Raw genomic sequence first — 14,717 nt, 5'->3', positions numbered from 1 at the left:
CGTCTCTCGACTATGGAATACCATCAATTGGAAATGCAACATATCTATTTTTGACTTTATGTGCCTTTTAATGGCACGAAATTTATTTGTGTATAATCATTATTTGGTGGAAAATATGGTAAAAAAGATAATTTTATTATTGGTGGTCATTTTGCCCCTTTGTGGTTGCAATCAAAAAGTCCAATGCACAGAAACCTCTGAGAATGACAGCATAGCGGAATTTTTCAGGAAGTTTTATGTTGGCTGTAATGACTATTATGCTCAAAGAGTTAATGTCGATGATTCTAAAGGCAAAGCCTACTGTCAAGCTTTGCAAGACGATTTTGTATCATTCCTCAAAAACTTCTGCTGTGATGATATTGTTGCTGACGTTAATAGGATGAATTTTGATATATATGGGTGCGATATAGATACCCTTAATGATAGTGTATTTGGTTCTTTGTATGTGGAAAAGATGAAATATGACAAGAATGTTTATATAGTGCATCTGCAAACAGATTCCCTACATATTCAAAGACCATATACACTTACCAAACAGGGTGGAAAAATGAAAATCTCTGCCATTGGCAAACGCAAACTTCCCATGGTATTTTGTAATGACACATTATGGATAAAGGATTGTCCTCAATGTATTGATGAATTTAATAATTGGCATGGAGTTGCTATCTCAACCAATTATGATGTAGTTGATAGCTTAAAGCTCGCTAAAGATTTTAGGGTGGCAATTTTGTCTCCTAATTTTGATAGTTGGAAAGATGCTCCTATACCTCCGATTTGCTCTGATCGTCTCTTGCTTGTTGAGTATAAAAATAAACAGGAGGTTTATGATAATGTGATAGGCAATGGAGAGCCTACTGGAGGGTGGTTACCATATGAAATGCTGGTTAAACCATGGAAAGACAAAACTACGGATTTTGTAGAACGCAGTGACTTCATTCTTTCATATGGTGATGGTAATGGGTACAAGATTTATTATACAATAGGTATCAAAATGATAGAAGGTAAGGCTTATGTGACGGGCATAAAGTGGGAAGAACATGACTCTGGACTTTTATTTCGCAAACAAATCGTACAAGAGTATGATGGCAAGCAAATGCCTTTATCTTCATATAGTAGGTGTATGCCTTGGGAGTTGTCGCAAGAATAGGAATCATTAATCGATGACATATATAGTAGAAAGAAAAAATTGGCTTTTTCTACTCATTCCATGTAAAACGTTTTATCATATGACATGCATATATATACGACAGTAAATCAATGAATCTATACGACAGTAAGTCATCATATATGCAATTCTCTGCTTACCGATAGGTTGATTCAGATACTCGACTTTGGAGAGGTATCTACCGATAGGCAAGTGCTTTCGAGAGTAACTCGAAAGGTTTTGAGTAACTCAAAACATAACTTGCTATCGTCAGATACCTCGATTTTTCAAATCATCTCAGAGTCTGAAACCACGTTGCCTTTTAGGAGTGAGGAAACGTGGTTGAGGCTCGTCAACAATTTCGAGTTTGAAGACATCTATCAACTTCCGAATGGCAGGATTCTGTTTGATGAGGGCTTGAAGTTTTGCTTCTGCAGGCTTGATTTTGAGCAAATAATCAGCAATGTCCAGGCCTTTAGCTTTATCTTCTTCGCAGGCTTGATGCTCTAAAAAGTCGAAAAGCGTTGCACGGATGCCGAGAACTTGCATCATTGGCAGCTTGTCTTGCCAAACTGTTGTCGCTCCCAAATCAGGGAATAAGATCACATCTCTGTTTTTCAGAACAGATAGCGACTTCGTGTTAAAGCAACCATTCTTACCACCACTTGCTATCCATAAGAATTGAGGAAGATAGTAGGAGGCTATCAAGGCTGTCTTCTCACTTTCAACCAATGCTATAGGCTTGGTCTTGGCTACATTGATAAGATGCTCACCAAAGAAGCATTGACAGAGATTGAAATCCTTGTGGGGGATAAGCGAGTGTACCCATGAAACATGGCTGTATGGTTCTTTTACTCGCTTACCTGTCTCAGGATTATAGAGCATTACCTTACCAGTTCTCACCTTATCTTGATTGTCAACTTGCCAAAATACCGTGGCACCAGTCCAGTGTTTGGAAGTTCCGACATGATATTTCTCCATCAAAGAAAGAGTAGCTGTTTCACCGAAGTGAGAAGATAGAAACAAGAAAAGGTTGTTTGCCTCATAACATTTCTGAGAACTTCGCATGATGTTCTCGTCTATATAAGAAGTGGGTAATGGCTTCAGCATTTCTCTCTTCTTATATGAAATAGTCTCATCCTTTGTGAATGTCTCATTCTTCTCGGGATTCTTCTCAAAAAAATCCTTGGGAGTGAAGTGATAACCACAACTTTGCTCATGGTTGCAACGACCCACGTAGGGAGGAAACTCAATCTTCCCTTCTGTGTCAATATATCGGGCGAAGCTACGTTTCTTATGACATTCTGGACATGTATGTCGGGTAGCGATGCCTTTGTATGGCTCTAATATGAATCTATGTGTACTCATTTCATTTCTTTTTTATGTGGCGGTTCTGTCGGTTTTGTCGCTTTTGGTATTAAAACCGTCAAAAGCGACAAAACCGACAATACCGTTACGAGTTAATCTTTGAATATTCTCCATGCTTCTCTTTGCGAAATAGGACTCCGATGTTATCATTCAGAAATCTTTCCAATGTCCTTGACTTCATGTCGTTCTCTTTGGCGACATCATGAGCTTGGGCCGTGGTGAATGTTGCAGGAAGATGGTTGACGATTGCTTGTTGTTGAGCTGTAAGCATATTCTCGTTGAGGATATTTTGCACAGATATGGCAGAGTTCTTGAAATACTCTGTCAATCGGATGGCTCGCTCTACACTCAGCAGGTCGATGGCTTCCTTATCACATTCTCCACATGTCCATCGTGCCAATTGAATAATCAGACAGAAACGGATGATGTATATCTCCAATTTGCAATAGATGCTGACAATGGTATCATTTGTTTCATTGTCGCATTGCTCGGAGAAATGATGCTGCCATTCATAGAGCTTTGCCTTAGCTTTTTCAGTGAATGATAAGACATGAGGCTCGATTTCCTGTTGCTCATTTATTGGACACTCCATATCAATAAGGTGTTGAATGATGGTTTGCCAATCTCGCTCTATATTATCGGGCAACTCTCGGTCACTCCATCTCGCTTTCTGCTGAAGGTTAGGCATGACGAACAAAATACGATCGATGAAGCCGTTGCTGGAGCGTTCGCCTTTCGCCAACTCACTAAGTATCTTCTTTTGGATGGTTCCGATTACTGAGATATAGGGGCGTTTAATGAAAATGGAACTCTTGGAACTTCTTCTGTCTGATATGGTTGTCTTGGCGCTAAAGACAGATAACCAGAACTGTTCCTCTGAACCATTGTTATAGCGGTTGAAGTTCTTGAACCATGCAGACAACTCGTCTGTCCATAGGCATAAACCCCTCTTGTTCTGCGCATGAATATAGCTCAAGCCTTCTGGTGTGACATCAGAGACCAAGAAACGTTTGCGTACAGGTTCTTGCGGAAATCCATCCTCTCCATTTTCAATGCGTTCCTTGCGAGACATGCACATCTTTTCCTCAAACTTACTGTATTGCTCCTCGAACAACTTGTTTTGCTCATAGTCGTAATCGAGGAATGGCTTCATAGCGAAGCTAAGTGGGTGGCTCTTGTTGGCTCCTGGTCTTCCGATAAGAGCCATGTATAAGATAGGACTTTCAAGCCAACCTTGTTTCATCTGTGCCAAGTGCGTGTTGCCGATACCAACAGCCAATGCAGTGAGTATGGCTGCTGATATATAGTCGGTAGGAAAACTGTGGCATTCGTGTACCTCCTTGATGATTCTCTGAATCTTGGCTGGAAAGATGCTTACGGGAAACTGGCTTCCTGATAGGCGAGTACTCATATCAATAGCCTTATCCATGATAATCATTGGATTGATGGAAGTTTCCTTATTGTTATTTAAAGCTGTCATTTGGCATAGAGTTAAAAATTATACATTGACTTGGGTTTGCGCTTCATTCCACCTTGCATGGCTTTTAGCATTTCAGAATGGTTCTGCTCCTTGGTAGCTTTTCGACCATTCTCAATCCATGCAAGCAGCTCATCCTTATAGAAGTATAGCTTCTTACCTTTTTTATAGGATGGCAGAATGCCTTGGTTAACCAATCGATAAATGGTTGGCTTCGACTTCATTATAATAATAGCAGCCTCATCAATCTCAACCAATATATGGTTATTTGCTGATGATGTAGGTTGAAGTGCTGATACCATTTGCTTCAACTCGATAACTTGTTCTGTTAAATAAGATACCGCTTGTGGTAACTTATCAAAGGTGATACTTTCATTTATCATATCTGTTCATTTTTTATTATTCGGGTACAAAGTAAATGAGTTATGTAATGGAGATAAATATCACTGAGATATAACCTCTGAATAACTGCTCAATGCTTATCAGCAACAATAATGTGTCTTGATTCCGCCTTGAACATCTAAGCTTGGTAGTAATTCTATGATGCAGGTACCTTCCATTCTTAACTTCCTTATAATAGTGGATATTTCCACATCAACCAGCGCATCAGCAAAAACTTGTTTTATAAAGGTTGCTGTATCAATGCCTTTCTTCTTGAAGAGATTTCCTATATTCCAAGCATAATGCATTAAGTCTATAGTACGAATAGCCTTATCAACAATCAATGAATGATGCCTCATGTGTGTAGAGGTACAACACTGGAAAATAGCGATGTTGTCACAAAGTTGGTTCAAATGCTCCTCTTTCATGTAGGCAGCAAAAGTTCTTCTGGTATAATCGATAGCTGAGTTTAACAAGACCTTTTCCTTTTTGGCTTTGTCTTCCAATGCTTCCTGTCTCAACTGTTCATAGCTTGTAATACAAGAAGAGGCTTCATCTGCATAGACGAAAGTTACATCTTCCAGGTTTAGCTCTTCCCCCTCGTCATATGTATTTGTTTCATTGATGGCAATAGAAGACAGACGCTTTCTTTCTGTATTGTTTACTGTATTACAAAAGATATGCTTAAACCATGAGGCAAGCAATCGTACGATACTATCTAATGCATGGAGATAAACAACCATCAGTATGGTAGTTGAGATAACGAACGTCAAGTTGCAGCTAAAGGTGTCTACACCATATTGCATAGCTTCGTTGCGAACAAGTGCACCAATGATAGACATTGCACACAAAACCAATAAATGCTGTGTCAAAAATTCTTTTTTAAACTGTTTCATATTGCGTATTATTAATTATTTGTGGCGCAAAAATAGGAAAAACTGCAGAAACAGACACGTGAGTCACGCGTGACTCACGTAAAACTTTTAGGAGCCTTTAACTAAAAAGCCCGATATTGAACATTTTTTCAATATCGGGCGGTATGAAATGAATGCAATGGCATTATTTCAGAGAAATCTTGTTTGCCGTCTCTCTTTTCTTTGAATTGACGAGATCAGCGTATATTTGTGTTGTGCTTACGTTCTTATGTGTAAGCATTTTAGAAACCGTATAAATATCTGTACCCAAAGAAATCTGGATGGTTGCATACGTATGGCGAAATGAATGGAATGAAATTGGCTTCTTAATTCCTGCTTTTCTTACCCATATCTTGAGAGGATAATTAATCATACTACGTTTCAATTCTTTGAAGACGATTCCCGTGCTTGGTTCTCCGCAAAGCTCATACGCCTCATTGCTTATAGGTAGGGTTGCTTCGGTTTGTGTCTTCTGGGTACGGATGCGAATGCAATAGCCTTGGTCAGGAGCAATCTCGAAATCTTCCCAGCGCAATTTCAAGATGTCGCTGATACGCAATCCTGTGAGGCAAGCGAAAAGGGAGGCAGACTTCAGTACAGGTATATCGCAAGGAGTAGCTGCCAACTGCTTTACTTCATCGAGGGTTAGAAACTCCTTCTTTACATCTTGTGGCTCAATCTTGTCCAGATAGTCATTGATGTTCTCACGTAGCCACTTGTCACGATAGGCGATTTTTAAGAGACCACGGAAAGTAGAGTAGTAACCTGCTGCAGAGTTGAGAGATACCTTTTGTTTTGTTCGCCTCAACTGATTTGCATTCAGAAGATACTCTCTGAACTTTTTGCAAAGTTCCACTGTCACATCCCCAAATGTACAATGACCTTGAACAAATTTGAAGAAATGCTTGTAGACGCATGTCCACTTGTCATCTTTCTTATGTGTCATCTTCTCAAAGTATGCCAAAAAATCAGCTTTCTGTCGTGTTTTGTCCAAAAAACCAAATTCTTCATTGATGAGTGATTGGGTTCTGATACAACGGATGGCCTCTGCTTTGTTGAGCATATCTGTATTAAACTCACGTTCCATCTCATTCTTTGGATGAGCATAGATATAGATACCTAAATATTCCCTGCGACTCATTTGCATAGTCTCAGGGTTGCGTACTGGTGGATAGAAATCCAAATAAAGAGAAATACGGTCGTTTTTAATCGCTCTTTGGCGAAGAGAAACTCTTGTACATGTATTTACCATGATGTTTACTTTTTATAATGTGATACTTATGTTTCATATATGATCCCGTATTAAGAGATCTTTGAAATCGATTGCAAAATAATAGAGTTATGTAATGGGGTACAACTTAACCTTTTGATAACCGCTAAATAACCTTAGGCTTGCCGATAGCTTTCTCTAAATCTCGCTTGGAAATCTTGATATACTTGCCAATCTTCACCTTTTCAATGGCGTATTTCTTGATACGCTTATAAATCTGGTCCTGACTTAAACCATACAACTTCATGGCCTCCGGTATTGTATAATAAAGTTGGTCTTCTACGGATTCCCCTTTTGCCAATTGTACATGACGCTTGGAATACAGAATTTTGTTACCTTCCATTTTTCTTGGAATAGCATTGTGACTAACGAAACTATATACGGCTGTTTTCGTCATACAATATTTCTGTTGAATGTCCATAACAGTCATCCATTCACTGATGGTTGGATCTGGAGACAGGTGTGCAAAATAATCATCCACCTCTTTCTTGTTCCAATATACTCTTCCTTGTATGGATATTCTTGAAATCTTGACTTTCTTGACTATCTCATAGATGGCAGTCTCGTAAGTGTTGTGGACTTCTGCAATTTCCTTGGCAGAGTAATATTCTGGAACAGGTAGCTCTCGGTTTGCATGAACTGCTTCTTTTGAAGCACTTTTTTTTGTGGTGTATGGCAAACTATCAACAAGATAATCTATATCTCGCTTTCTGATTAAAGATAAACGAGAAGTAATCTTGGATGCTCGCAACTTACCACTATACACCATATTATATATGGTCTGTCTGCTTAGTCCCAAAAGTATAGCGACCTCTTGAATAGTGAGGTATTCTTTCACGAGGATTTCAGACATGGATTTCTCGGAAGCTTTTCGGTGGCTCATTGTCTCAGCCATCTTTACTTTCTCCTCACGTCTTGCTGCCTTATAGGCATAACTGTTGCATTGCTTGGAGCAATAACGAGTTGTGGATTTTGATGCATAGAAGCTCTTCCCGCAATACTCGCAAATTTTTAGAATTCTTTCTTTGCTTGCTGTCATTTGTACGCTTTTTATACTTTTTTACTTAATTTATTGTAGAAAAAGTCGTCTGTCATTACTCCGTTTATTTTCAATAGTCTTATATCATCGTCCATCATTGTCCAAAACTCTCGGCAATCTTGCACTCATTTGCCAAAAATGGAGTCTCAAATTATTACTTTTGAAAAGTGGAGGTACAAGAGCGGTACAAAAAGGTGCTAAAAAAGCCTTACCATTGATTATAACCAATAGTAAGGCTAAAAAGAAAGGTGCTCATTTTGAGCACCTTAACTATCATTTGTTGTCGATATTAATCGTTGTTTATCACGACTTATTTTCCGATGCAGAAGTGCTTGAAGATATTGTTCAGCGTTTCCTGGCTGCTGATCTGTCCACCGGTGATTTCTCCCAGCTCCTCCAGTACCATTTTCAAATCCTCGGCGATGATGTCGCCGCTCATTCCCATTTCCATCGACTCCAATACGCGGGAGAGGGAATCCTGGGCACGGAGAAGTGCCTCGTAGTGGCGGGCACTCGTAATGATGACGTCGTTCTCGGTAATCTCCGGAATATCAGCGGCTTTTACTAATGCCTGTTCCAGGGATGAAACGTTCTCGCCCGTGCGGGCACTGATAAAGAGTGGGAATTCTGCTTCAGTGGATTCTGCTTCACTGGAATCTGAACCGCAGGAATGAGTGAACTTATCGAACTCAAGCTTTTCACCCTCCAGCTTATCCATCTTATTGAATACCACCAGCAGCTTCTTGCCCTGGTTCTTCTGCTTCATCTCCTCGATTTCTGAGACCGATGGCTGCTCGTCCAATAGCCAGATTACTATCTTCGCCTCTTCCATCTTCTGGAAGGTGCGCTCTATTCCGATGTTCTCTACCACATCATCCGTCTTGCGGATTCCTGCCGTATCTATGAAGCGGAAGGTGATTCCGTCGATGAGGGTGGTGTCTTCGATTACGTCTCGGGTGGTTCCGTGAATGTCGCTCACGATGGCTTTTTCCTCGTGGAGCAGACGGTTGAGCAGGGTGCTCTTGCCCACATTCGTCTTGCCTACGATGGCTACGGCTACTCCCTGTTTCAGGGCGTTGCCGGTCTCGAAGGAGTGGGCGAGGGCGGTAATCTTATGATTGATTTCTTCGGCTAGTGCCTGGAGATCGCTGCGGTCGGCAAACTCCAGTTCCTCGTGGTCGCTGAAGTCCAGCTCCAACTCCAGGAGCGAAGTCATCTTTAATAATTTTTCGCGCAGCAGGGAGAGTTCGTTACTGAAGTGACCCTTCAGTTGGCTAAGCGCCATCTTGTGGGTTGCCTTGTTGGTAGAGGCGATGAGATCAGCTACTGCCTCTGCCTGCGAGAGGTCCATCTTGCCGTTGAGATAGGCACGACGGGTGTATTCGCCGGGTTCTGCCTGGCGACATCCTACCTCCGTAAAGCGATGGAGAACCTGCTGAAGAATGTACCGGCTGCCGTGACAGGAAATTTCGGTGGAATTCTCGCCTGTATAACTGTGGGGTGCACGGAACACGCTCACCAGAACATCATCGATGGTGTTGCCATCCTTATCCTTGATTTCTCCATAATGCAGGGTGTAGGGCTTGGCTTCTTCCAGGGATTTGCCGTTGGCAGACTGGAAGATTTTGTCGGTGAGGGTAATGGCGTCGGAGCCGCTGAGTCGGATGATTCCGATTGCACCGCCAGCTGGAGTTGCCAGGGCGCAGATACATTCTTCTTGATTCATTTTTCTTTTACTTTAAATTCTGTTTAATACTACTTTTATCAAGTTGTCGATGGTGCTCTTATAGCCTGTGTTGGCACTGAGGGCACGGCGATTGGCGATGACCATGCAGCAGGTGAGTGCCTTATGGCCTAAGAGGAGAGAAAGACCAGCCAGGGCTGAACTCTCCATCTCAAAGTTATTGACGCGCAAGCCTTTATACTCGAATGCTTCAATCTTCTGATTAAGTTCCGGGTCGGCAAGCGGGGCACGGAGTTCTCTGCCCTGAGGACCGTAGAATCCGCCGCAGGCGATGGTGATTCCGCGAACCATATCGTCGCCGGCAATCTGATTGAGCAGCTCCGGGTCGTTGTTCACGCAGTATGGATTGCCAATCTGGTCGTTCCACTTTACCTGGCGCTTGAATTCAGCCTCTGTCTCGAGGTCGCAGATTTCGTTGCGGCGGGCATAGAAGTTGATGAGTCCATCGAAACCGATGCTCTTCTGTGAAGCGACGAAGGTTCCGGCAGGACAGTTGAACTGCAATCCGCCGCAGGTTCCGATGCGCACGAGGGTGAGGGTGGTGTGCTCCGGTTTCTCGGTGCGAGTAGCGAAGTCGATGTTCTTCAGTGCATCCAACTCGTTGACCACGATGTCAATATTATCGCATCCGATTCCGGTGCTCTGCACGGTGATTCTCTTGCCTTTATATGTACCGGTGATGGCGTGGAATTCGCGGCTTGCCACCTCGCATTCCTTCTCCTCGAAATGGGATGCTACGAGGGCTACTCTGCCTGGGTCGCCTACGAGGATTACTTTATCCGCCACCTGTTCCGGGCGTAAATGGAGGTGGAAGCAACTTCCATCCTCATTGATGATGAGTTCTGATTCTGCAAAGTATTTGCTCATAATCTTTATGTTTTGATGGTTATAGATATTAAGGAGTTAAAGGAGTTAAGAAGTTAAAGGAGTTAAGACAACAGTCTTTTGGCGTAGTTTTTAATCTACTAGGCATTCGTCTTAACTCCTTAACTTCTTAACTTCTTAACTCCTTAACTCCTTTCCTTAAATTCCTTCCTTACTTCTGGAGAGGAATCTTCTTGACGCGGCGCTCATGGCGACCACCCTCGAAGGTAGTAGCGAAGAACTCGTCGAGGATAGCCTCGGCGGTCTTATTGTCGATGAAACGTCCTGGAAGTACCAATACATTGGCATCATTGTGCTGACGAACGAGATGAGCAATCTCCTTGCACCATGCCAAACCGGCACGTACACCCTGATGCTTGTTCAAAGTCATGGCGATTCCCTCGCCACTGCCGCAAATGCCGATACCTGGATAAACCTCGCCGCTCTCAATGCCTTCGCCGAGCGCATGGCCGAAGTCAGGATAGTCAACACTCGCATCGCTGTATGTACCGTAATCCTTTACAGGATAACCCTTCTTCTCCAAATATTCCAATACGAACTGCTTCAATGGAAAACCTGCATGGTCGCATGCAATACCAACTGTCTTTACTTCCATAATACTTTAAGTTTTTAAGTGAAGAAACCGGGGTAAACCCTTATCCTTCACAAGGTTAATATTAAAAGAGTGAAAGGAGTCGGATGCCGGAAATGGAAATCTGCCATCCGGCAAAATCTCCAACTCCAGCTTCCAACTCCTGTTTAGTTTATGCTAATTAAGCTTCAGCCAAGAAAGCCTTTACCTGCTTGTAAACGTTCTCACCTGTGTAGCCGAGCTTCTCATCGAGCACCTTGTAAGGAGCAGAGAAACCGAAGCTCTCCATGCCCCAAACCTTACCATTAGCGCCTACGAGACCCTGGAGTGTTACAGGAAGACCAGCAGTCATACCGAAGATCTTAGCGTTCTTTGGCAATACGCTCTCCTGATATTCCTTGCTCTGACCACGGAACAAGCCCTCTGATGGAGCACTTACCACGCGAACCTTGATGCCGTCGGCACGCAAAGCCTCGCAACCAGCCTCCAATGTAGAAACCTCAGAACCGCTTGCTACGAGGATAACGTCTGGATTCTCGTCGCTGCCTGCTACGATGTAAGCACCCTTGGCAGCCTGCTCGTAGTCTGTTCCCTCTGGCAACTTAGCGATGCCCTGGCGAGAGAAGATCAAAGCTGTAGGAGTCTCAACATTCTCCATAGCGAGCTTCCAGCAAACAGTAGTCTCGTCAGCATCAGCTGGACGGAATACGCGAACGCTGTCCTTGCCTGCGTGGTTCTTCAACTTCTCCATCAGGCGGATCTGTGCCTCCTGCTCAACTGGCTCGTGAGTAGGTCCGTCCTCACCAACGCGGAATGCATCGTGAGTCCAGATGAACTTAACTGGAACCTGCATCAGGGCAGCGAGACGAACAGCTGGCTTCATATAATCAGAGAATACGAAGAATGTACCCATTGCTGCAACTACACCACCGTGGAGCATCATACCGATACACATATCAGCCATTGTCAACTCAGCAACACCTGCCTGGAAGAAAGCACCTGAGAAGTCACCGCGAACGATGCTCTTGGTCTTCTTCAAGAAACCATCTGTCTTATCTGAGTTAGAAAGGTCAGCAGATGCACAGATCATGTTAGGAACCTGCTCTGCCAAAACACCGAGACAAGCAGCAGAAGCAGCACGTGTAGCTGAACCAGCCTTCTGCTCAACCTTGCTCCAATCTACCTTAGGAGCCTTGCCGCTGAACCACTCATCCATCTGAGCAGCCTTCTCTGGGTTAGCCTTGCGCCACTCAGCCTCTGCAGCCTTGCGCTCAGCAACAATCTTCTTCAACTCCTCAGCACGCTTAGCGTAGATCTCCTTTACATCGTCGAAGATAACGAATGCATTCTCAGGATCACCACCGAGGTGCTTGATGGTATTAACGTAAGCGTCGCCACCGAGAGGAGCACCGTGAGTATTGATGCAAGCCTCGTAGCTTGTGCCGTCTGCGCGGAGAGCACCCTTACCCATAACGGTCTTACCGATGATGAGGGTAGGGCGATCCTGCTCCTTCTGGGCAGCATCGAGAGCCTCACGAATCTGAGCCACGTCGTTACCGTTGATCTTGATGACATTCCAGCCCCAAGCCTTGTACTTCATCTCAGTATCCTCGTTCATTACAACGCCACACTCTGTAGAGAGCTGGATGTCGTTGGAATCGTAGAACATGATGAGGTTGTTCAAACCGAGGTTGCCGGCGATACGACCAACACCCTGAGAGATTTCCTCCTCTACAGCACCATCAGAAATGTATGCGTAGATCTTGTGCTGCATCATGGTTGAACCCAGACGTGCCTCAAGGAACTTCTCAGCAACAGCTGCACCAGCTGCGAGGGCGTGACCCTGACCGAGAGGACCTGATGAGTTCTCGATACCACGCTGAAGATCGAGCTCTGGGTGACCTGGAGTTACAGAACCCCACTGGCGGAACTGCTTGAGGTCTTCGATAGAGAAGAAACCGCGCAAAGCCAAACCTGCATAGAGCATTGGGCTCATGTGACCTGGGTCGAGGAAGAAGCGGTCGCGGCCAGTCCATGTTGGATCTGCTGGATCATAAACCAGGTACTCAGAGAAGAGCACGTTGATGAAGTCAGAACCACCCATAGCACCACCTGGGTGACCAGAGTTTGCCTTTTCTACCATTGAAGCAGCCAAGATACGGATATTATCTGCTGCATGATTCATTACTTTAATGTCGTTCATCATACAATTGTATTTAATGTTGTTGTTATTGTTTTTCTGCTGAAACTGATTGCTCATCAGCCTCTTATCGTGAAGAGGACTGATGATATGAGCAATTTACCCTACAAAAGTACTATTTTATTTTCAAAACTACGATAGATTTTGCAGGAATTTTCACTTTCAAGGTGTTTTTCTTCAATTTTGCATCCTTGAATGTTGCTGGCTTCACTACATCCGGGTGCTCGAAATCGTTGAAATCGCTCACCTTCTTGCAGGTCAGGATCTCGCCTGCCACTGTCTTTGGAGCCTTCAGTCCATCGAGGCTGAACACTACCTCCTGAGCCTTGTCGAGGCTTACGTTGGCGAGTGAAACCACTACGGTGCCGTCTGCCTTCTTGGCAGCTGATGTAGAAACCACTGGAATCTTTCTGCCATCCTTGGCGTGATCATCGCCACGAACATCCATAGAATCGCACTTCACGTCCATAGGGAGATAGGTTGCATCCTGGAAGTCCTTGTACATCTTGAACACGTGGTAGGTTGGAGTGAGAACCATGTGACCGGTGCCCTTGGTGTCGGTGAGGATCATAGACTGGAGCACGTTCACTACCTGAGCGATGTTTGCCATCTTGATGCGGTCGGCGTGACGGTGGAAGACATTCAATGAGAGAGCTGCGACGAAAGCATCGCGCATACAGTTCTGCTGATAGAGGTGACCCTTGATGGTTCCTGGTTCCTCATCCCACCAGGTTCCCCATTCATCTACGAGCAGACCGATCTGCTTCTTAGGGTCAGCCTTGTCCATGATGGCTTCGTGCTTCTTGATTACGTCTTCAATGCCGAGGCACTTGCCCATGGTCCAGTAGTAGTCGTCGTTGCTGAACTTGGTAGCCGAACCCTTGCTTCCGCTCCATCCGGTTACTGTATAATAATGTAGGGAAATTCCGTTGGCACGGTGACCTACACGGTCCATCAGCACCTTGGTCCAGTTGTAATCATAGTCGCTGGCTCCTGATGCAATCTTGTAGAGTTCGTTGCCATCATAGTTGCGGCAATATACGGAGTAACGGCGGAAGAGGTCCGCGTAGTATTCTGGGCGCATGTTTCCACCGCATCCCCAGCTCTCGTTGCCCACTCCGAGGTATTTCACCTTCCATGCCTTGTCGCGTCCGTTCTTTCGGCGGAGCTTTGCCATCGGAGTATCGCCGTCGCTGGTCATGTATTCTACCCATTTAGCCAGTTCCTCTACCGTTCCCGAACCTACGTTACCGCTGATGTAAGGCTCGCAGCCCAGCATCTCGCAGAGATTCAGGAACTCGTGGGTTCCGAAGGAGTTGTCCTCGATGGTTCCTCCCCAGTTGTTGTTCTGCATCTTAGGGCGATTCTCACGCGGACCGATTCCGTCCATCCAGTGGTACTCGTCGGCGAAGCATCCTCCTGGCCATCTCAAAACTGGAACCTTGAGGTCCTTGAGGGCTTGGAGCACGTCGTTGCGGTAACCCTGGGTGTTAGGAATGTTTGACTCCGGACCTACCCAGAGTCCACCATAGATGCAGCTACCGAGGTGCTCGGCAAACTGTCCGTAGATTTCACGGTTTATCTTCTGCGTTCCCTGGCTCGCATGGATGGTTCCTGTTACATCCTGAGCCTGGGCTGAGAATGCAACTGCTGAAGAGAGGAGGGCAGCAGCGAAAAGTTTATTCATCATGTTTGTAAGTTTTGTGTTGTTATAAGAATAGGGG

11 protein-coding genes and 1 pseudogene are annotated in these 14,717 nt (G+C 44.4%); 1 reads left to right on the top strand and 11 read right to left on the bottom strand.

What is annotated here, in order from left to right:
* Window positions 1-1,147: pseudogene (locus DXD25_RS09955) on the top strand (hypothetical protein); the annotation flags it as partial.
* Window positions 1,148-1,441: 294 nt separating this feature from the next.
* Here the strand turns inward: DXD25_RS09955 and DXD25_RS09950 are convergent.
* The 11 genes from DXD25_RS09950 to DXD25_RS09900 all read right to left on the bottom strand — a co-directional run bounded on the left by DXD25_RS09950 (window position 1,442) and on the right by DXD25_RS09900 (window position 14,683).
* Entirely contained in the window at window positions 1,442-2,512 is a 1,071-nt protein-coding gene (locus tag DXD25_RS09950) for a DUF6371 domain-containing protein (protein WP_117663362.1), read from the bottom strand.
* 85 nt (window positions 2,513-2,597) lie between these two features.
* Window positions 2,598-3,992 carry a DUF3987 domain-containing protein gene (locus DXD25_RS09945; protein WP_117663361.1) on the bottom strand — a complete coding sequence of 465 codons (1,395 nt, stop codon included), beginning with the start codon at window positions 3,990-3,992 and terminating at the stop codon, window positions 2,598-2,600.
* An 11-nt stretch (window positions 3,993-4,003) separates the two neighbouring features.
* The gene (locus tag DXD25_RS09940; protein ID WP_089542644.1) at window positions 4,004-4,372 is read right to left on the bottom strand and encodes a helix-turn-helix domain-containing protein; all 369 of its coding nucleotides are present in this window, start codon (window positions 4,370-4,372) and stop codon (window positions 4,004-4,006) included.
* Between the two features lie 99 nt (window positions 4,373-4,471).
* Window positions 4,472-5,266, bottom strand: coding sequence for a hypothetical protein (locus tag DXD25_RS09935; protein ID WP_117663360.1), 795 nt, complete (start codon window positions 5,264-5,266; stop codon window positions 4,472-4,474).
* 163 nt (window positions 5,267-5,429) lie between these two features.
* A complete protein-coding gene (locus tag DXD25_RS09930; RefSeq protein ID WP_117663359.1) occupies window positions 5,430-6,536 on the bottom strand; it encodes a site-specific integrase in 1,107 nt (368 codons plus the stop codon).
* A 124-nt stretch (window positions 6,537-6,660) separates the two neighbouring features.
* Window positions 6,661-7,593: a helix-turn-helix domain-containing protein gene (locus tag DXD25_RS09925; protein WP_117663358.1), complete on the bottom strand. Its 933-nt coding sequence runs from the start codon at window positions 7,591-7,593 to the stop codon at window positions 6,661-6,663.
* 310 nt (window positions 7,594-7,903) lie between these two features.
* Window positions 7,904-9,319, bottom strand: a complete 1,416-nt coding sequence (gene mnmE, locus DXD25_RS09920) for a tRNA uridine-5-carboxymethylaminomethyl(34) synthesis GTPase MnmE (protein ID WP_117663357.1) — start codon at window positions 9,317-9,319, stop codon at window positions 7,904-7,906.
* Window positions 9,320-9,331: 12 nt separating this feature from the next.
* Window positions 9,332-10,204, bottom strand: coding sequence for a nucleoside phosphorylase (locus DXD25_RS09915; protein ID WP_117663356.1), 873 nt, complete (start codon window positions 10,202-10,204; stop codon window positions 9,332-9,334).
* 169 nt (window positions 10,205-10,373) lie between these two features.
* Window positions 10,374-10,817, bottom strand: coding sequence for an RpiB/LacA/LacB family sugar-phosphate isomerase (locus DXD25_RS09910; RefSeq protein ID WP_117663355.1), 444 nt, complete (start codon window positions 10,815-10,817; stop codon window positions 10,374-10,376).
* Window positions 10,818-10,974: 157 nt separating this feature from the next.
* A complete protein-coding gene (locus tag DXD25_RS09905) occupies window positions 10,975-12,996 on the bottom strand; it encodes a transketolase (protein WP_117663366.1) in 2,022 nt (673 codons plus the stop codon).
* Window positions 12,997-13,108: 112 nt separating this feature from the next.
* The gene (locus DXD25_RS09900) at window positions 13,109-14,683 is read right to left on the bottom strand and encodes an alpha-N-arabinofuranosidase (RefSeq protein WP_117663354.1); all 1,575 of its coding nucleotides are present in this window, start codon (window positions 14,681-14,683) and stop codon (window positions 13,109-13,111) included.
* Window positions 14,684-14,717 lie beyond the last annotated feature (34 nt).

The organism is Prevotella sp. TF12-30 (assembly GCF_003436715.1).
Lineage (GTDB): Bacteria > Bacteroidota > Bacteroidia > Bacteroidales > Bacteroidaceae > Prevotella > Prevotella copri_A.
Note: the sequence above shows the minus strand (reverse complement) of the source record. Positions and strands in the feature narration are given on the sequence as shown.

Excerpts from the sequence above, each read along its gene's own strand:
- DXD25_RS09950 (WP_117663362.1), bottom strand. The coding sequence starts at position 2,512 with ATGAGTACACATAGATTCATATTAGAGCCATACAAAGGCATCGCTACC.
- DXD25_RS09945 (WP_117663361.1), bottom strand. The coding sequence starts at position 3,992 with ATGACAGCTTTAAATAACAATAAGGAAACTTCCATCAATCCAATGATT.
- DXD25_RS09940 (WP_089542644.1), bottom strand. The coding sequence starts at position 4,372 with ATGATAAATGAAAGTATCACCTTTGATAAGTTACCACAAGCGGTATCT.
- DXD25_RS09935 (WP_117663360.1), bottom strand. The coding sequence starts at position 5,266 with ATGAAACAGTTTAAAAAAGAATTTTTGACACAGCATTTATTGGTTTTG.
- DXD25_RS09930 (WP_117663359.1), bottom strand. The coding sequence starts at position 6,536 with ATGGTAAATACATGTACAAGAGTTTCTCTTCGCCAAAGAGCGATTAAA.
- DXD25_RS09925 (WP_117663358.1), bottom strand. The coding sequence starts at position 7,593 with ATGACAGCAAGCAAAGAAAGAATTCTAAAAATTTGCGAGTATTGCGGG.
- mnmE (WP_117663357.1), bottom strand. The coding sequence starts at position 9,319 with ATGAATCAAGAAGAATGTATCTGCGCCCTGGCAACTCCAGCTGGCGGT.
- DXD25_RS09915 (WP_117663356.1), bottom strand. The coding sequence starts at position 10,204 with ATGAGCAAATACTTTGCAGAATCAGAACTCATCATCAATGAGGATGGA.
- DXD25_RS09910 (WP_117663355.1), bottom strand. The coding sequence starts at position 10,817 with ATGGAAGTAAAGACAGTTGGTATTGCATGCGACCATGCAGGTTTTCCA.
- DXD25_RS09905 (WP_117663366.1), bottom strand. The coding sequence starts at position 12,996 with ATGAACGACATTAAAGTAATGAATCATGCAGCAGATAATATCCGTATC.
- DXD25_RS09900 (WP_117663354.1), bottom strand. The coding sequence starts at position 14,683 with ATGATGAATAAACTTTTCGCTGCTGCCCTCCTCTCTTCAGCAGTTGCA.